Raw genomic sequence first — 17,595 nt, 5'->3', positions numbered from 1 at the left:
TCCTCTTAATATACCTTAACAAATTTATCACAAGTGATGTTGTATGTCAATAGCTTATGTGACGGAGTCATCCATAACAGTATTTTGTCTCAAATATTGGTTTTTAATACCATTTGCAATTAAACCCACTTTAATAATGATTCTTGTCTTTAACTATTACGCAAGGCTTTCCAATATTGACTTGGTGTCATCATATAAAAAGGGGGCAAGCTGAAAACTCACCCCCTGGTCAAATCTCTACCCTTTTGCAATTAAACCCGCCAAGCGGAACACTAAGTTAAAATTACTCCCGGATACCGGTTACCACGCCGGCGCCTACGGTACGTCCGCCTTCACGAATGGCAAAGCGCAGTCCTTCTTCAATGGCGATGGGGGTAATCAGGTCGATGTCCACTTTGATGTTATCTCCGGGCATTACCATTTCCACGCCTTCCGGCAGGGTTACGATACCCGTCACATCCGTGGTACGGAAGTAGAACTGTGGACGATAGCCGTTAAAGAACGGGGTGTGACGTCCACCTTCTTCTTTGGTCAGCACATACACTTCCGCACTGAATTTGGTGTGCGGTTTGATGCTGCCGGGCTTCGCCAATACCTGGCCACGCTCGATTTCTTTGCGGTCTACACCACGCAGCAGCGCTCCAATATTATCACCGGCCTGAGCATAATCCAGCAGTTTCCGGAACATTTCCACGCCCGTTACTACCGTCTTCCGAGGTTTGTCGCTCAGTCCTACGATTTCAATTTCATCCTGTACTTTTACTTGACCCCGTTCTACACGGCCGGTGGCTACCGTACCACGTCCGGTAATGGAGAACACGTCTTCCACCGGCATCAGGAACGGCTTATCCACGGCACGTTCAGGGGTGGGAATGTAAGCATCTACATTATCCATCAGTTCCCACACTTTGCCGCACCATTCGCACTCCCGTTTGCCGCATCCGCATTCCAATGCTTTTAATCCGGAACCTGCCACGATGGGTGTGTCGTCCCCGGGGAACTCGTAGGAGTTCAGCAGTTCTCTTACTTCCATGTCTACCAGTTCCAGCAGTTCCGCGTCGTCCACCATGTCGGATTTGTTCAGGAAGACTACGATATAGGGAACCCCTACCTGACGGGACAGCAGGATGTGCTCACGGGTCTGGGGCATCGGGCCGTCTGCGGCGGATACTACCAGAATCGCTCCGTCCATCTGGGCTGCTCCGGTGATCATGTTCTTAACATAGTCGGCGTGGCCCGGGCAGTCCACGTGGGCATAGTGACGGTTGCCGGTTTCGTATTCAACGTGGGCGGTGTTAATGGTAATACCCCGTTCACGTTCTTCCGGTGCGTTGTCAATTTCGTCGTAACGTTTTACGGATGCGCCGCCGGCGGTGGACAGCACCACGGTAATTGCTGCGGTCAGGGTGGTTTTGCCGTGGTCAACGTGACCGATGGTTCCAATGTTTACGTGGGGTTTATTCCGTTCAAATTTTGCCTTAGCCATGGAAAATTTCTCCTCCTCCATCAATTTCAAGGTTTGCTAAAAATAGCCGTCATTCCCTACAGTTATTTCACATTGATGCCAATTCTATACCTGTCAACAATTCATAGGAACGATTCGATAAGAAATGGAAAAATCCTGCTTTTATTGGGGATTTTCTTCTTAGTTCCGTTGTTGGCTTTAGCCTTATGCCGCATTTCTCCTTGGTCCTGTTGTTAGCCTGACGGGCATTCCTTGGAGGTCTCGTTGTTACGTAGTATGAATGCACTTTCTTTTAGAACCCAAGCCCAAAGGAAATACTTAAATACGAACAACAAGACCTTAGAGAAAAACAGTATAAGGCTACTAGCAACAGGGCCCCGGATAATTTCAGTATAAGGCAAACAACAGAGCCTCAAAGCAATGCAGTATTAGGCTGCAGTGGCTAAATACAAAAAAACCAGTCCCCTCGGACTGGATGCTGTTTGGTAGCGGCGACTGGATTTGAACCAGTGACCCCACGGGTATGAACCGAGTGCTCTGACCAACTGAGCTACGCCGCCAAAATTTTGGAGCTGCTAACCGGGATTGAACCGGTGACCTTATCCTTACCAAGGATACGCTCTACCTACTGAGCTATAGCAGCATTTGGTTGCGGGAGGGGGACTTGAACCCCCGACCTTCGGGTTATGAGCCCGACGAGCTACCAACTGCTCTATCCCGCGTCAACATAAAATATTATATCACAGGCAAAAGTTCATGAGCAACTAAAATATTATTCCGCCTGCGAAGGGGTGAACTGGTGGAGGGAGAAGGATTCGAACCTTCGAAGTCGTCAGACGGCAGATTTACAGTCTGCTCCCTTTGGCCGCTCGGGAATCCCTCCGTATATAAATGGAGCCGACGATGGGACTCGAACCCGCAACCTGCTGATTACAAGTCAGCTGCTCTACCAATTGAGCTACGTCGGCACAGAATTCGGATCAAACCGCGCAAGAGATATAATAACAGATAAGCATGTTACTGTCAACCATTCACCAAAAGTATTGTCTGGAAATGTTACAGATTTTTAACTTTAAATTTTTTATATTAAATAAAGGTAAATAATATGCCCTTGTAGAATTATTGGCATTAAAATAACCCCGGGGGTCCCGGGGTTGGCTGGCAGATTATACTTCTCGTTTTTCCAGGTATCTCTCAAGCTTTCGTTTGACCCTTTGCAGCGCATTATCAATGGACTTGACATGGCGCTTCAGATCTTCGGCAATTTCCTGGTAGGACTTCCCTTCCAGGTAGGACATTAAAACTTTCCATTCCAGGGAGCTTAGAATTTCACCCATTTTTTCTTCAATGTCGTCAAATTCTTCCCTGCTGATAATCAGTTCCTCAGGGTCGGTAATTTTAGAACCGGAGATTACATCCAGCAGGGTACGATCCGAATCCTCGTCGTAAATGGGTTTGTTTAATGAGACATAAGAATTTAAAGGGATATGCTTTTGCCGGGTGGCGGTTTTGATGGCGGTAATGATTTGCCGGGTGATACATAGTTCCGCAAAAGCCCGGAAGGAAGATAATTTGTCCATTCTAAAATCACGAATGGCTTTATATAAACCGATCATGCCTTCCTGGATAATATCTTCTCTATCTGCGCCGATCAGAAAATACGAGCGGGCTTTGGCACGCACAAAGTTTTTATACTTGTTAATCAAGTACTCCAGGGCCGCATCGTCACCTTCACGAGCAAACTCGACGACATCTTCATCAACCATTACCTGGTAGCCTCCGGAAACTTCCCTTTGTGCATTTGAATTCAAATCCATCGCCCCCGCTTCTTTATCACTAAGCAACTACAAAAAAGAAAAACGACATATCCGTTAATATCACCGGGGTCTGTTTACCCATTGGTTAAATAGTTAATTATTTAAAAAAAGAACGTTCTTAGAGAGTTCCATGAATCATTATATCTTATGTTAAAAAGACTCGTCAAGGTAAAAAAAGTCCAACCCGGACAGGCATCAGTTCTTCCCGCGACGCCATTTTTCCATAATTATCCTGATTTCTCGAGGCAATTTGTCCTCCAGATAGCCTTCTGTGGGATTTTCTTTGTTATAATTCTCCTGTTGCTGTCGATTTATCTGTACGATTTGCTCTCTAAACTCTTTCGGTGTTACCCGAAAAGCCCCGCGGCCAAAAATAATTCTTTGTTCATCCCAATCGGAGGTTACCACATAGACGGTTCCCAGCTTGCCCAAATCCCCCACCAATCTTTCAATCAACGAGTCAGCGGTTTCTCCCTCTTGGGTGTAAAACACCTCAACGCCATGAATAAACTCCGCATGCTCAATGCCGCTTTTAACCAAGTGGGCATCGAAAATCACTTTCACCCGGGCTCCGCTGAAGGCAGCAAAATTGGCTAGGATGTCAATCAGTCTATCCCTGCAATGGTCCAGCCCGCCGGCTTTGATTCCTTCAAAATCCGGCCAGGCGTGAATAACATTATATCCATCCACTACATAAAAATCTTGCACGGACAAACCTACCCTCTCTGGCGTACGACCTCATACACCAATAATGCAGCTGCCACCGAGGCATTTAAGGAGCCTACTTGTCCCAGCATGGGCAGACGGACCAGCATATCGCATCTTTCCTTAAGCAATCTGCCCAGTCCCTTTCCTTCCCCGCCAATCACCAGCAGCAGAGGACCGGTTAATTTAGCCTGCCAAAACAGGTCCGGGCCGTCCATCTCCGCCCCCACAACCCAAAGCCCTTGCTCCTTTAACGAACGAATGGTTTGATCCAGATTGGTTACCCGAGCCACCGGTACATACTCCACCGCTCCTGCGGAAGCTTTGGCCACCGTTGCCGTTAAAGCGACGGATCTGCGCTGAGGGATGATTACCCCGTGCACACCGGCCGCATCACAGGTACGCAGAATCGCCCCCAGGTTATGAGGATCGTTTATTTCATCCAGCATCACCATAAAGGGCTCCTGACCCTTTGACCGGGCAGCACTCAGAATATCCTCCACTTCCACATACTGCTTGGCCGCAGCATAAGCGACAATACCCTGGTGAGGTACGCCGGTTTGTAATTTATCCAGGTACGCCCGGTCAACCGTTTGGATGGGAATGCCTGCTTCCCGGACCATCCTAGTAATTTCTCCCAAAGGTCCGGAAGGGGTTCCTTTGGCCATAATCACCTTATTGATGGGACGCCCTGCCCGAAGTGCTTCACGAACCGGGTTGCGCCCGGCAATGATTTCGCTCACCAGATCGCCTCCTGCTAGTCTTATACTGCCTTTCTCTGAGGTCCCGTTATTAGCCTTATGCTGAAATTCCCCGGGGTCCTGACTTATACTGTTTTGTTTTAGGGTCTTGTTGTTCGTATTTAAGCATTCCTTAGGCTTGGGTTCTAAAAGAAGTGCATTCACACTAACAACGAGACCCCTAAGGAATGCCTGTTAGGCTAACCACAGGACCTAACAGAAATGCAGCATAAGGCTAAATATCCCTAGCCTACAGCTTGGACACCAGATACTTTAAATAAAAGGTTGCAATAACCCCGGCCACAGCAGCAGCCATGCCCAGGAAAATAAGAAGTCTTTTGCGGATAAACACTCCCGTAACCCCTAAAATAAGGGCGACTCCCCAAAGGGTTAAAATCACCAAAGGAAGATTCATATAGGATCACTCTCCGGATTTTATCATCCCGAACTTTTTACGGACCTCAGGCATTTTACCACAGCTAAGCTTTCCTTCCGGGCAGGGACCGGATAAACAACTGGGGCCGGCGTCCCTGAAAATAGTGGGAGCCGCTTCTTTTACCAGCTTCAGCATTTGCTCCGCCAGATTGCGAATTTCCCACTGCGCTCGATTGCAACAACGCAAATCAAAAAAGTGACGCAATTCCCGGGCATTCATGGTTACCACCAGCTTGGTTTCCGCAGCATTGGGCAGTACAAAACGGGCATCCTCATAAGCAACCCTGCCCCCGCCCAGCTTCTGCACCCAACCGTCATACCAGGCTTGAATCCGGGTCATTTGACTTTCAAACTCCGCCACAGCTTCCGGTCCCAGTTGAAGAATGGTCTCCGGAATAATATAATCAAAAATTCCCTGTTTATTCTGCGCTCGCGTTTCACCTACATAACGCTGGGACTGCACACTGAAGCTGGCGATGCGGTGCCGGGTGAGCTGGGCCAGTAGACTCCTGGATACTCCTTCAACACCAAAGGTAAAGGAAATATGCTCAATGGTGGTATAATGTCCCATATCCATCAGTTTTTTAATAAATTGCTGCTGATCCGAATGGATGACATCCTCTGCCAGATCATCAATGCCGGAAGGTGAATAGCACAGCCTGGCAGCCATGGCCACCAGTTTCTCCGGTTCCGGTGTATGCTGTAATAATCGAACTTTCAATGTTGCTTTGGCCACATAACTCTCTCCCTCTAACCTAATAGGCATTCTTCGGATCTTGTTGCTAGACTCATAGGCTGTCTTTAGGGTCCTGTTGTTCGTCTTATCGGTTGTGCCCTTGGTCTTGGTTACCATTACAAACAACAGGACCCTAAAGTATTACCCGCAAGGCTACCAACTGGACCTATGAGCTATTACCCTTAAGTCCAGCAACTAGAGTACCCTTTAGCTACTGACGGCTTATTTCATTCACAGCCATGCTGATGATTTCCCGAACTCTCTCATGACGTTCTTTAAAATATAAATATCCGATCAGGGCTTCCAGGGCTGTGGCATGGCGGTATTCCAGCACACAGGCCCCCTTGGGCGGAGTTCCCGACTTGGCATTTCTGCCCCGGCGCACCACAGCCATTTCTTCTTCGGAAAGTTTATCCTCCAGAGAAAACAACGCCTTGGCCTGGGCCCCGGCACGCACATACTTCACGGCCGTCCGGTGCAGTTGGTTCACTTTAACCATGCCCCGCTGTACTAAATATTCCCTGACCGCCAGTTCATAAACCGCATCCCCAATATAAGCCAGCACCAGGCTTGGACTCTCTTCGGGCTTTATCCCCCGGGGTTCTAAAGATTGGTTATCCAAATCCTACACCTGCTTTTTCCAACGAACTCCCTGGGGAGTGTCTTCCAGGATAATCCCCAGTTCCTTTAAACCGTCGCGAATGGTGTCTGCAGTGGACCAGTCCTTTTTACTGCGGGCCTCCTGCCTGATTTTAATAATCAGTTGCACCAGTCCTTCGGTCAATCCGTCATCCTCGCCGGAAGTTTCCAGGACTAATTTGCCGCTGACCGGATCTTCTTTCAATACTCCTAAAACCCGGTTAAACTCTTTCACCAAATCATGGGCCTGCTCCATGGCCAGCACGGCTTCCGGGGAAATTTTATCGCCCATTCCGTTCACCAAAATATTAATTTCTTTGGCTAATTCAAAAAATACCGAGATCGCCAGGGCGGTATTGAAATCGTCATCCATGGCTTTTTCAAATTCCAGCCGCAGCAGGGTCAGCTTCTCGTGAAAGGAGCTTCCTGCGCCGGCCTCTTCTTCACCGGAAGCAGGCCGTTCCATGGCTTCATAAAGAAGGCGGAGGGCGGTTTTAATTCGTTCAAGCCCGCGTCCGGCCACCGCCAGCTTCTCATCATCAAAATCCAGAGGACTGCGATAATGGGTTGAAAGCAAAAACCACCTGATCACATCCGGGGGGAACTTATCTAAAATCTCCCTGACCAAGAAGAAATTCCCCAGGGATTTAGACATTTTCTCCTGATTCACAGTGATAAATCCGTTGTGCATCCAATAGCGGGCAAAGGGTTGTTTACAGGCAGCCTCGGACTGGGCGATTTCATTTTCATGATGGGGAAAGATTAAATCAAACCCCCCGCCATGGATATCAAATCCGCTGCCAAGATATTTTCCGGCCATGGCCGAGCATTCAATATGCCAGCCGGGGCGTCCGTTGCCCCAGGGGCTTTGCCAGCTGGGTTCTTCCGGTTTAGCCGCTTTCCACAGGGCAAAATCCATGGGGTCCTTTTTCCTGGGATCCACTTCAACCCTGGCTCCCGCCTGCATATCTTCCAGACTTCGTCCGGACAATTTGCCGTAGCCGGGAAAACTACGCACAGAAAAATAAACGTCCCCCTCCACCTCATAGGCATGGCCCCGCTCCTGAAGCAGCTTGATTAAGTTGATAATTTCTTTAATATGTTCGGAAACCTTCGGATACCGGTCCGCCCGGAGTACATTCAACGCGTCGCCATCCACAAAGAATTCATTAATATATTTTTTGGCCAGGGCCAGGGGATCCAGGTTTTCTTTCTTGGCCCGGTTAATAATTTTATCGTCCACATCCGTAAAGTTTTGAATGTAATAAACCTTATAGCCTTTATACATAAAATACCGGCGGACCGTGTCAAAAAACACCAGTGGCCGGGCATTTCCCAAATGAATAAAGTTATAGGTGGTTGGACCGCAGACATACATTTTGACCTGCCCCGGCTCACCGGGAATAAACTCTTCCTTTAATCGGGTCAGCGTGTTGTAAATTTCCATTTTAATCTCCTCGGCCCCCTCCGCTCTCTCGGTGTAAAATATCCTCTGCCGGTTCCAGTTGCTTTACCCGTTGCTCCAGTTTTTCGATGGTGTTCTGCATCTGTGCCAACATATCGGCAATGGGATCCGGCAGTTGGTCATGGCGCAAGTCCTGAACCGGCGATACTTTTTGACCGTCCCGAATCACAATTCTGCCGGGAACGCCCACCACGGTGCAATTGGGCGGAACCGGTTTCAGCACAACCGATCCGGCCCCAATTTTAACATTCTCGCCCACTTGAAAGGATCCCAGCACCTTGGCGCCGGAACTGATGACCACATTGTTGCCGATGGTGGGGTGGCGTTTACCCTTTTCTTTACCCGTCCCACCCAAGGTAACTCCCTGATAGATGGTTACGTTGTCGCCAATCTCGGCGGTTTCCCCGATCACCACACCGGACCCGTGGTCAATAAAGAGACCTTCACCAATCTTGGCCCCGGGGTGGATTTCAATCCCTGTAAGCCATCTGGAAATTTGTGAGAGAAAACGGGCTGTAACAAAAAATTTCTTTTTATACAGGGCATGGGCTACCCGGTGAAACAGGATCGCGTGAAGGCCCGGATAACATAGCAATACCTCAATAACACTTTTTGCCGCAGGATCCCGTTCAAAAACGGCATGAATCTCTCTCTTTATCCGGCCAAACACGCGGTCGCCTCCTTTTTGCTAGTACGGCATTTCTTTGTGTCGTTAGTCTTTGGGGTCATCCTCTGAGGTCCTGTTGCTAGTATGTGATTTACAGGACCCAAGGAAATGCAGCATTAGGCTAGCAACAGGACCCCCAAAAATACCCTTGAGGCTAACGACTAGACGCCCTCAACCGGGCAATGGTACGTTCTTTCCCGAAGATTGGTATGATCTGGTGCAGTTCCGGTCCGTGAATTTTTCCGGTAAGGGCAACCCGTACAGGCATAAAGATCATTTTCCCCTTCAGGCCGGTTTGCTTGCCAACGGCTTTTAATAAAGCCTTGACCGACGCTTCGGTAAGCTCCTCCGCTTCTTCTACCAGTTTAATAGTTGTATTCATAACCAAAGGAATATGTTCCTCTGTAAGAACTTGTTTGGCCTCTTCATCCACCGGCGGCACCTGGTCTTTGAAGAAGATGTCAACATGCAGGGTTATTTCCTGCATATAAGAGATATATTTGCTGGCGATGGCCACCACCTGTGTTAACCATTCCAGTTTTTCAGGCCCAACTTCTCCTTGCAAATATCCCGCTTCTTTTAAATAAGGAATGGCCATTTGCGCCAACCGGTCAACGGGACATTGGCGAATGTAATTGCCGTTCAGCCAGTTGAGTTTATCTAAATCAAATACCGCCGGGCTTTTGGATACTTTATCCAGTGAAAACAATTCAATCATTTGTTGGGTGGTAAAAATTTCTTCCTCTCCACCCGGCGACCATCCCAATAAGCCCAGAAAGTTAACCAGGGCCTCCGGCAGATAACCTAACTGCTGATACTGTTCAATGGAGGTGGCCCCGTGGCGCTTACTCATCTTTGAGCGATCCTTGCCCAGGATAAGAGAAATATGGGCAAACTCAGGGGTTTTCCAGCCCAGGGCTTCATAGATTAACAACTGCCTTGGCGTATTGGACAAATGTTCCTCCGCCCGGACCACGTGGGTAATTTCCATATGGTGGTCATCCACCACCACAGCAAAATTATAAGTGGGAATATTGTCGGATTTCATGATAATGAAATCTCCGATGCCGTTGCAGTCAAATTCCACCTGACCCCGAACCCGGTCATTAACGGTAACAATTTTATTTTCGGGTACCCTAAAACGGAGGACCGGCCTTCTGCCCTCTGCTTCAAGCTTTGCCCGGTCCTCCGGGCAAAGTTCCCGGCAGCGTCCCAGGTACCTGGGCAACTCCCCTTTAGCCATCAGCATTTCCCGCTCGGCGGCCAGATCCTCTTCACTGCAATAGCAAGGATAGGCATGCCCTTGTTCCAACAATTTGCGGGCTAAACCCCTGTAAATTTCCAATCGCTCCGTTTGCCGGTAGGGAGCGTTAGGTCCTCCTACCTGGATGCCTTCATCCCAGTCCATGCCCAGCCAACGCAGGGCATTTAAAATATTCTCTTCCGATTCCCTGGAGGATCTCTCCAGATCGGTATCTTCTATTCTGACCACAAATTGACCCCCGTGGTGCCGGGCAAAAAGCCAGTTAAAAAGGGCTGATCTGGCCCCTCCAATATGTAAAGGCCCCGTTGGACTCGGGGCGAACCGGACCCGTACAGACAAGAATATTTCCTCCTCCAACGATTTATTATCTAGATGGATATTATACCATTTTTGAGTAAAGGCACACAACTTTTTGCAAATTTGCTACCATCTCCCGACATTTACCACTGACAAAAATAAATCATTCTAGTATAATGTTGAGTACAAAGGATTGTGAATTTAGTATCAATCTGAGATCCTTTATTTGGCTGTAAAGATATCATCTGGAAGGAGACTTTTTATGTCCGGACCGAAATTAGCCGATTTAATTGACGAGTATAATGAAATCAAAGGAACCATCCGTTATAAACTCAGCGATAAAAGATTGTTTGACAAAACCATTCCCCAGATTGTTTTATGTGAAAAGTCTGTGGGCCGCTCCCATTTTTCCCTCATTCGTACTGAAGATTTTGAGCTTATTTTCACCTATCAAAACGGTAAAAAGATCCACCGGTCTACGTTGGATCTCAACACCTATCACCCGGTTTATGATACTATTCTCTTTTTAAATTGGGGACCGGATTACTGCGAACTTTACTGGGATGTGGCTCCCGGTTGCTGCGAAAACTTTTAAGCAGGCAAGAAAAACGGGACTCCTTCCATCGGGAAGGGGTCCCGTTTTAAATAGAACGCGGATTTAACGGATTACACGGATTTCAATTTTTAATTAATTCAAATTGAGGAGTTTTTAAAATGGAAAATTATCTTTTGAGATTTATTTTAAATTTTGAACTTTCAATTAGCAAAAAATCCGTGTAAATCCGCGTTCTATTGTTTTTAAATAAGGTTTCCGTCTTTACACCCCTAGCCCTTTTGCATTTTGGCCCAGGAATCCTTTAGGGAAACAATTCGGTTGAACACCAGCGCTCCATCCCTGGAATCAACGGGATCCACATTAAAGTAACCCTGTCTCAGGAACTGGTACCGGCTGCCCGGCAGCGCACCGGCCAGGCTTGGTTCAAGCCAGCAGGAAGTCAGTTTGTCCAAAGAATGGGGATTAAGGTGAGCTTTAAAATCAACGCCGTCTTTCTCTTCATCGGGATTTTCCTTGATAAAGAGGCGGTCATAAAGGCGCACCTCCGCTGGAAGAGCATGGGCGGCGGAAACCCAGTGCAATGTCCCCTTCACCTTGCGCGTCTGTCCGGCAGAACCGCTGCGGGTGTCCGGGTCATAGGTACAGTGCAATTCCATGAGCTCACCGGTTTGCTCGTTTTTAACCACACGCTCGCATTTAATAATATAAGCATGTTTTAAACGAACCTCCGATCCCGGCGACAGGCGGAAGAATTTTTTCGGCGGATTTTCCATAAAGTCTTCCTGTTCAATATAAAGTACCCGGGAAAAGGGTAGCTGACGGGACCCCAACTCGGAATTTTCGGAACTGTATTCCGCTTCCAGCCACTCTACCTGATCTTCGGGATAGTTATCAATAATCACTTTGAGGGGTCTGAGAACAGCCATGACCCGGGGCGCCCGGAAGTTTAAGTCTTCCCTCAGACAGTGTTCCAGCAGGGCGATATCCACCGTACTCACGGCTTTGGCCACCCCGATACGCTCGCAAAAATCCCGGATGGATTCCGGCGTGTAGCCCCGTCTTCTCAAGCCGGATATGGTGGGCATGCGGGGATCATCCCAGCCGGTTACATAGCCCTGTTCCACCAATTCCCGGAGTTTGCGCTTGCTCATAACCGTATAGTTCAGATTCAAACGGGCAAATTCAATCTGCCGGGGCCGCGGATTAAAATTCAAGGCATCCAGAACCCAGTCATATAAAGGACGATGATCCTCAAATTCACAGGTGCAGATGGAATGAGTAATTCCCTCAATGGCATCCGAGAGGGGATGGGCGTAATCATACATGGGATAGATACACCAGTTGTCACCGGTCCGGTGATGGCTTGCCTTCATAATCCGATAAAGGACCGGATCCCGCATATTTAAATTGGGAGAAGCCATATCGATTTTGGCTCTTAAAACTCTGGAGCCTTCCTCAAATTCTCCCGTCCGCATCCGTTCAAATAATTGCAGGTTTTCTTCAACAGAACGGTTGCGATGAGGGCTCTCGATGCCGGGTCGGGTTAAAGTCCCCCGGTATTCGCGTATTTCATCGGCGTTCAGATCACAAACATAGGCCTTGCCGGCCTTGATTAACTGAACAGCGTAGCCGTAGAGTTTTTCAAAATAATCCGAAGCGTAAAAAAGCCTGTCATCCCAGCTAAAACCGAGCCATCGGACATCTTCTTGAATAGATTCTACATATTCCACATCTTCTTTGCTGGGATTGGTATCATCGAAACGCAAATTACACAATCCCCTGTACTCAGCGGCTAAACCAAAATTCAGACAAATGGACTTGGCATGCCCAATATGCAGGTAGCCGTTGGGCTCGGGTGGAAAACGAGTATGAACCTGGCCTGCATGCTTGTTATTTTCCAGGTCTTCATCAATGATGCTTTGAATAAAATTAGATGGCAAAGCAGCTTTGGTGGTTGTGGTTGTCATATTTCCGGCTCCTCTTAATCAAGTTGATCCTAATAAGGTTGGTAAGAGATCCTATTTCAACAAATTCTCCAAAAAATCCTCTTTATTACACTTTGCCCAAAAATAGCATAATGTATTAGGCCCTTTAAGAAATCTTCCGCAGGGTGCAGACAGCGTAAGCCCCCATGCCTTCGCCGCGCCCGGCGAATCCCAGGTTTTCGGTAGTGGTTGCCTTCACATTGATATTTTCCAGTTCTGTCCCCAGCACCCTGGCCAAATTTTCCCTCATGGCCGGAATATAGGAAGCCAGCTTGGGGGCCTGAGCCACTACCACGGCATCTAAATTGTTCACTTCATAATTTGCGGAACCAAGTTTTTCCTTAACCCGGGCCAAAAGCTCCAGACTGGAGATCCCTTTATATCGGGCATCGCTGTCGGGAAAATGCCGGCCGATATCTCCCAGGGCCGCCGCTCCCAGCAGAGCATCCATAATGGCGTGAATGAGTACGTCTGCGTCTGAATGCCCCAGCAGCCCCTGTTCCCAGGGGATGGCTACACCGCCCAAAATCAGGCTTCGCCCCGGTACCAGCTTATGTACGTCATATCCTATACCGATTCGCAAGGGTCAAAACTCTCCTTTTTAGTGCAAACTTTAACTGCCGCCCAGGCAGAAGGGCATTTTGCCTCTATATTTATCCCCTGCGGCGGGATAAAAAGGCCTCGGCCAGCACCAGATCCTCGGGCGTAGTGATCTTAATGTTTTCGTAGCTGCCCGCCACCAGCTTCACCGGCCCGCCCAGAAATTCCACCAGAGCGCAGTCATCCGTGGCCAGCAGCCCTGCCTCTCTGGCCTTTCGGTGAGCCTCCATAATGATCCCGTAGCGAAAAACCTGAGGCGTCTGTACTGCCCACAGGGACTCCCGGGGTGGCGTGCTCTGCACCCAGCCCCGGCAATCCACAACCTTAACGGTATCCTTGAGGGGTACGGCCAGGGCCGCTGCCCCCACTTCCCGGGCCGCTTCAATCACCCGGCTTATTTCTCCGGGCTGAACCAAGGGTCTGGCCCCGTCATGAATCAGCACCAGTTGGGTCTCCCCGGGCAGAAAGGAAAGACCGTTATAAACAGAAGATTGGCGGTGGTCGCCTCCGGGCACCACCGCCATCACCTTTGAAAATGCTTTGCCCGCCAAAATATAATCCCGGCAATAGGCTTCTTCACCGGGTCCCACCACCAGAACAATTCCCTGAATTTCCGGATTGTCCTCCATGGCACGGATGGTACGGGCCAGGATGGGCATATTCCCCAGCATTAAATATTGTTTTTTTATACCCGAACCCATACGGCTACCAATGCCAGCCGCAGGAATTACCGCCATGATATTACCCAATCATGTTCACTCCACTGATCATATGTCCTGCTTCCGCACGTTTGTCGGAATTCTTGGGCTTGGCGAAAATCATGCGGCCGGCCGCTGTCTGCAGGACACTGGTAACCAGAACGCTGACGGTCTGACCGATAAATCGCCGGCCGCCGTCCACCACAATCATGGTGCCGTCGTCCAGATAAGCAACTCCTTGGCCCATTTCTTTACCGTCCTTCACCACGGTAACCGTCATTTCTTCCCCGGGGAGCACCACCGGTTTAATGGCGTTGGCCAATTCATTGATATTCAGCACTTTAACACCCTGTAATTCGGCAACCTTATTTAAGTTGTAATCGTTGGTGACGATCTTGGCCCCCAGCTTCTGGCCCAGTTTCACCAGTTTGGCATCCACTTCCTGGATATCGTCCAAACCTTTCACGTTTTCATAAATCTGAACTTTGATTTCGGCTGATTTTTTCATGGCATTTAAAATATCCAGCCCCCGGCGGCCCCGGTTCCTTTTCAAAAGGTCCGCGGAGTCTGCGATATGGCGGAGTTCGTCCACCACGAAAACGGGCACCAGCAGGGTCCCCTCAATGAAACCGCTTTGGCATAATTCGGCAATTCGCCCGTCAATAATGACACTGGTGTCCAAAACCTTGAGGATTTCTTTTTTGGTTTCTGTTTTAGCCAGCTTTTCTTTCCCAAAACGCGGCAGGCTGGAAAACAAAGCCACAATGTCTTCCCTTTTCTTAACGGCCACCGATAGACCGAGATAGCCTAATAAAAATGTTCCTGCCAGCCAGATGATTTTACCTACCAGTCCCATGGTGGATAAAATCGATCCCAATAAATTTGCAATTATAAGTCCAAAGATAAGTCCTAAAGAACCCATGATCAGGTCCTGAGTGGGAGTTTTGGCCAGATATTGATCCACCACCGTGGTTAACGCCAATCCCCCTTTGATCAGCCAAGGGGCGGCTAACACACCCACCAGAACCCCTACCAGCACGCCCAGGGCGATCATCCCCAGTTCCAGCTGCGGCAAAGCGGCAGGCACCGTTATCAAACGGTTGGTGACAATATAAAGTCCTACCCAGAAGCCTGTACTGCCAAAAAGCAAAACAATTAGCCCATAAAGCGTCTTACGAATCATCTGTTTCACCTCCCTTCCCTCCTATTCACCGGTACTGTAATTATAAATTAAGCAATTTTTTGGTTCAATAACAAAAAAGGACGAATCTTAGGGTAAAATCTCAAAAACACCCGACATTTACGCAAAAACTTCATCAATAAGAGATCGGGCGGTATCTTCTTCTAATTCAGCGGCCAGTACCATTTCACTGATCAAAATTTGTCTGGCGTTTTCAAGCATTTTCCGTTCTCCGGAAGATAAACCCTTTTCTTTGTCCCGGGTTAAGAGGTTGCGCACCACCTCTGCCACCTCAAAAATATCACCGCTTTTAATTTTTTCCAGATTGGCACGATAGCGCCGGTTCCAGTTGGTGGACATCACCGTGGTTTGCCCCTGCAAAACCCCGATAACGGTTTTAATTTCCTCCGGATCAATAATTTCTCTCAGGCCAACGTCCCCGGAATTATTGATGGGAATCATTACTTTCATATCCCCAATGGGCAAACGCAAAATATAATACTGTCTTTTCTCACCCAATACCTCTTTTTCCTCGATGGCCTCGATGACTCCGGCTCCGTGCATAGGGTACACAACTTTGTCCCCGATTTTAAACAAGGCCAACCCTCCCTAAGGATATGTTATAAAAAGTATAGCATAAAACACATTTACTGTCAAAAAACATATATTTTAGCACAGCCATATACCTCTGTCAATAACCATTTTATTACATATTGGGCCGTTTGACAAAGACCCTTCCGGGTAGCTATAATTGCTGTAACGGAGAGTTAAAAGGAGTGGTCCGGCAAATGAAAGACTTGCTTTGCGATCAGTTTCAAAATACCGTTTCAGAAATGATGCTTTGCCACAGAAGTATTTTGGATGTATTGGCCAAGGTCCAGGAATCCGGCGCCAGAGTCCAGCGGTCGGTGGTGCAGTCAGTAACCTCCTGTGGATGCCAGAAAATTAACGCCAATAAAAAATCCATTCCCGAGGATGCTACTCTGGTGGACCTGAAAAGTCTTTTGGATTCCCACCTTTCCGGCGAACTTTGCAGTCATTGCCGGGAGAACATTGAAACAGAGATTGGTCGTTCCCTGTTCTATATGACCGCCCTCTGCAATCTGCTTGATTTAAACCTGTACGATATTTTCATCAAAGAACACAAACAACTTGAAATTCTAAGGGGGTATACGCTGACATAAATTGATTTAAAAACCAAATTCTCAGTTTTTTCATACAAATAATTCAGGGCGTGGCTTAAGCCACGCCTTTTTACTGTTTGCTATACCTGTCTTTGAGCAGCATTTCCCGGTAGCGCAGCAGACCCTCCCGAATGGAGCGGGCCCGGGCTTCCCCGATTCCTTCCACTTCATCCAGCTCCGGAATGGAAGCGGAGAGAATGGTTTTTAGGTTTTGGAACGTCAGCACCAGATTCTCAATAACGGGCAGCGGCAACCGGGGGATTTTCTTCAACACACGATAGCCCCGGGGAAAAACACCCTGATCCAGCACACTGGCACTGCCCGGGTAGCCCAAAGCCCTGGCAATTAAAACCAGATCCAGCAGATCTTCCGCCGGCCAACTGCCGATGACTTTCAAAATACTCTCGGGGGTTTTTTCGCCCAGGGTGGTGGCGTAATCCTGAATAACCATGAGTCCCTCTTCTTCAACGGAAGCCACCAACTCTTCCATCTGCATGGCAATCAGGCGCCCCTCCACCCCCAGTTCGCTGATGTACCGATCGATTTCTTTTTTGACCCGCAAAACCATCTCAATCCTTTGGATGGAACGGGTTACATCATACAGGGTAACCACTTCCTGCAGCTCCAGCACCGACAGCTCATGGATCACTTTGTCGGAAACAGACCGATATTTCTCCAAGGTCTGCACCGCCTGGTTGGCCTTGGCCAAAATCACGCCGATATCCCGCAGGAAATACTTTAACGTTCCCTTATAGATGGTGATAATTCCCCTGCGCTGGGATATGGAAATAACCGGAGCGTCGCATTGCTTCGCCACCCGTTCGGCGGTTCTATGACGGATTCCCGTTTCGCTGGAGGGAATAATCAGGTCCGGAATCAACTGGGTGTTGGCGGCAATAATTTTACGACAATCTTCACTTAAAATAATGGCGCCGTCCATCTTAGCCAGTTCGTAAAGCCCCGCCGGAGTGAAGTCCGCATTAATGGCAAAGCCGCCCTCCGCCAACTCCATGACTTCAGAGCTGTCTCCAACAACAATCAGAGCTCCTGTTTTAGCCCGCAAAATATTCTCAAGTCCTTCTCTCAAGGGGGTACCCGGAGCCACCGTTCTTAACAACCTGAGCAGCCGATCTTCAACCTTCTCGTCTTTTACCATGTTACC

At 48.5% G+C, this 17,595-nt stretch carries 18 protein-coding genes and 5 tRNA genes; 2 read left to right on the top strand and 21 right to left on the bottom strand.

Going from position 1 to position 17,595, the window contains the following annotated elements; all coding sequences use genetic code 11:
• Positions 1-283 precede the first annotated feature (283 nt).
• The 15 genes from tuf to gltX form a co-directional block, all read right to left on the bottom strand.
• Positions 284-1,486, bottom strand: a complete 1,203-nt coding sequence (gene tuf / locus DESRU_RS01490; protein ID WP_013840356.1) for an elongation factor Tu — start codon at positions 1,484-1,486, stop codon at positions 284-286.
• Positions 1,487-1,948: 462 nt separating this feature from the next.
• Positions 1,949-2,025 (bottom strand) — tRNA-Met (locus tag DESRU_RS01485).
• A 7-nt stretch (positions 2,026-2,032) separates the two neighbouring features.
• Positions 2,033-2,108: transfer RNA gene (locus DESRU_RS01480), tRNA-Thr, on the bottom strand.
• A 3-nt stretch (positions 2,109-2,111) separates the two neighbouring features.
• Positions 2,112-2,187: transfer RNA gene (locus DESRU_RS01475), tRNA-Met, on the bottom strand.
• Positions 2,188-2,262: 75 nt separating this feature from the next.
• A tRNA-Tyr gene (locus DESRU_RS01470) sits at positions 2,263-2,348 on the bottom strand.
• 9 nt (positions 2,349-2,357) lie between these two features.
• Positions 2,358-2,433 (bottom strand) — tRNA-Thr (locus tag DESRU_RS01465).
• 198 nt (positions 2,434-2,631) lie between these two features.
• Positions 2,632-3,282 carry an RNA polymerase sporulation sigma factor SigH gene (gene sigH / locus DESRU_RS01460; RefSeq protein WP_013840355.1) on the bottom strand — a complete coding sequence of 217 codons (651 nt, stop codon included), beginning with the start codon at positions 3,280-3,282 and terminating at the stop codon, positions 2,632-2,634.
• A 195-nt stretch (positions 3,283-3,477) separates the two neighbouring features.
• Positions 3,478-3,990, bottom strand: coding sequence for an NYN domain-containing protein (locus DESRU_RS01455; protein WP_041275519.1), 513 nt, complete (start codon positions 3,988-3,990; stop codon positions 3,478-3,480).
• An 8-nt stretch (positions 3,991-3,998) separates the two neighbouring features.
• The gene (rlmB, locus tag DESRU_RS01450; RefSeq protein WP_187290601.1) at positions 3,999-4,730 is read right to left on the bottom strand and encodes a 23S rRNA (guanosine(2251)-2'-O)-methyltransferase RlmB; all 732 of its coding nucleotides are present in this window, start codon (positions 4,728-4,730) and stop codon (positions 3,999-4,001) included.
• 247 nt (positions 4,731-4,977) lie between these two features.
• The gene (locus DESRU_RS01445; protein ID WP_013840352.1) at positions 4,978-5,142 is read right to left on the bottom strand and encodes a hypothetical protein; all 165 of its coding nucleotides are present in this window, start codon (positions 5,140-5,142) and stop codon (positions 4,978-4,980) included.
• A 6-nt stretch (positions 5,143-5,148) separates the two neighbouring features.
• Positions 5,149-5,898, bottom strand: coding sequence for an FAD-dependent thymidylate synthase (thyX, locus tag DESRU_RS01440; RefSeq protein ID WP_041275255.1), 750 nt, complete (start codon positions 5,896-5,898; stop codon positions 5,149-5,151).
• A 211-nt stretch (positions 5,899-6,109) separates the two neighbouring features.
• Entirely contained in the window at positions 6,110-6,520 is a 411-nt protein-coding gene (locus DESRU_RS01435; RefSeq protein ID WP_013840350.1) for a Mini-ribonuclease 3, read from the bottom strand.
• A gap of 3 nt (positions 6,521-6,523) precedes the next feature.
• The gene (cysS, locus tag DESRU_RS01430) at positions 6,524-7,984 is read right to left on the bottom strand and encodes a cysteine--tRNA ligase (RefSeq protein ID WP_013840349.1); all 1,461 of its coding nucleotides are present in this window, start codon (positions 7,982-7,984) and stop codon (positions 6,524-6,526) included.
• Position 7,985: 1 nt separating this feature from the next.
• The gene (cysE, locus tag DESRU_RS01425) at positions 7,986-8,672 is read right to left on the bottom strand and encodes a serine O-acetyltransferase (protein ID WP_013840348.1); all 687 of its coding nucleotides are present in this window, start codon (positions 8,670-8,672) and stop codon (positions 7,986-7,988) included.
• Positions 8,673-8,823: 151 nt separating this feature from the next.
• Positions 8,824-10,272: a glutamate--tRNA ligase gene (gene gltX, locus DESRU_RS01420; protein WP_013840347.1), complete on the bottom strand. Its 1,449-nt coding sequence runs from the start codon at positions 10,270-10,272 to the stop codon at positions 8,824-8,826.
• Between the two features lie 220 nt (positions 10,273-10,492).
• On the opposite strand from gltX, the gene DESRU_RS01415 reads away from it, so the two are divergent.
• Positions 10,493-10,825 (top strand): hypothetical protein, encoded by a 333-nt coding sequence (locus DESRU_RS01415; RefSeq protein WP_013840346.1) that lies wholly within the window; start codon positions 10,493-10,495, stop codon positions 10,823-10,825.
• Positions 10,826-11,055: 230 nt separating this feature from the next.
• Here the strand turns inward: DESRU_RS01415 and DESRU_RS01410 are convergent, their stop codons facing one another.
• From DESRU_RS01410 to DESRU_RS01390, 5 genes are all read right to left on the bottom strand, one after another.
• Positions 11,056-12,753 (bottom strand): glutamine--tRNA ligase/YqeY domain fusion protein, encoded by a 1,698-nt coding sequence (locus DESRU_RS01410; protein ID WP_013840345.1) that lies wholly within the window; start codon positions 12,751-12,753, stop codon positions 11,056-11,058.
• 124 nt (positions 12,754-12,877) lie between these two features.
• The gene (gene ispF, locus DESRU_RS01405) at positions 12,878-13,354 is read right to left on the bottom strand and encodes a 2-C-methyl-D-erythritol 2,4-cyclodiphosphate synthase (RefSeq protein ID WP_013840344.1); all 477 of its coding nucleotides are present in this window, start codon (positions 13,352-13,354) and stop codon (positions 12,878-12,880) included.
• Positions 13,355-13,424: 70 nt separating this feature from the next.
• Complete coding sequence (gene ispD, locus DESRU_RS01400; RefSeq protein WP_013840343.1) at positions 13,425-14,120, bottom strand: 2-C-methyl-D-erythritol 4-phosphate cytidylyltransferase; 696 nt, start codon at positions 14,118-14,120, stop codon at positions 13,425-13,427.
• Complete coding sequence (locus tag DESRU_RS01395; protein WP_013840342.1) at positions 14,113-15,252, bottom strand: PIN/TRAM domain-containing protein; 1,140 nt, start codon at positions 15,250-15,252, stop codon at positions 14,113-14,115. Before DESRU_RS01395 ends, ispD begins: the two co-directional genes overlap by 8 nt.
• A 117-nt stretch (positions 15,253-15,369) precedes the next feature.
• Complete coding sequence (locus tag DESRU_RS01390; RefSeq protein ID WP_013840341.1) at positions 15,370-15,846, bottom strand: CarD family transcriptional regulator; 477 nt, start codon at positions 15,844-15,846, stop codon at positions 15,370-15,372.
• Positions 15,847-16,037: 191 nt separating this feature from the next.
• Between DESRU_RS01390 and DESRU_RS01385 the strand changes: the two genes are divergently transcribed.
• A complete protein-coding gene (locus DESRU_RS01385) occupies positions 16,038-16,433 on the top strand; it encodes a nucleoside triphosphate pyrophosphohydrolase family protein (RefSeq protein ID WP_013840340.1) in 396 nt (131 codons plus the stop codon).
• 70 nt (positions 16,434-16,503) lie between these two features.
• Here DESRU_RS01385 and disA read toward each other — a convergent pair whose 3' ends face one another.
• On the bottom strand, positions 16,504-17,589 hold the full coding sequence (disA, locus tag DESRU_RS01380; RefSeq protein WP_013840339.1) for a DNA integrity scanning diadenylate cyclase DisA: 1,086 nt from the start codon (positions 17,587-17,589) through the stop codon (positions 16,504-16,506).
• Positions 17,590-17,595: the final 6 nt, after the last annotated feature.

This window comes from Desulforamulus ruminis DSM 2154 (assembly GCF_000215085.1).
GTDB classification, from domain to species: Bacteria; Bacillota; Desulfotomaculia; order Desulfotomaculales; family Desulfotomaculaceae; genus Desulfotomaculum; species Desulfotomaculum ruminis.
This window is presented reverse-complemented; position numbering and strand designations above follow the sequence as displayed.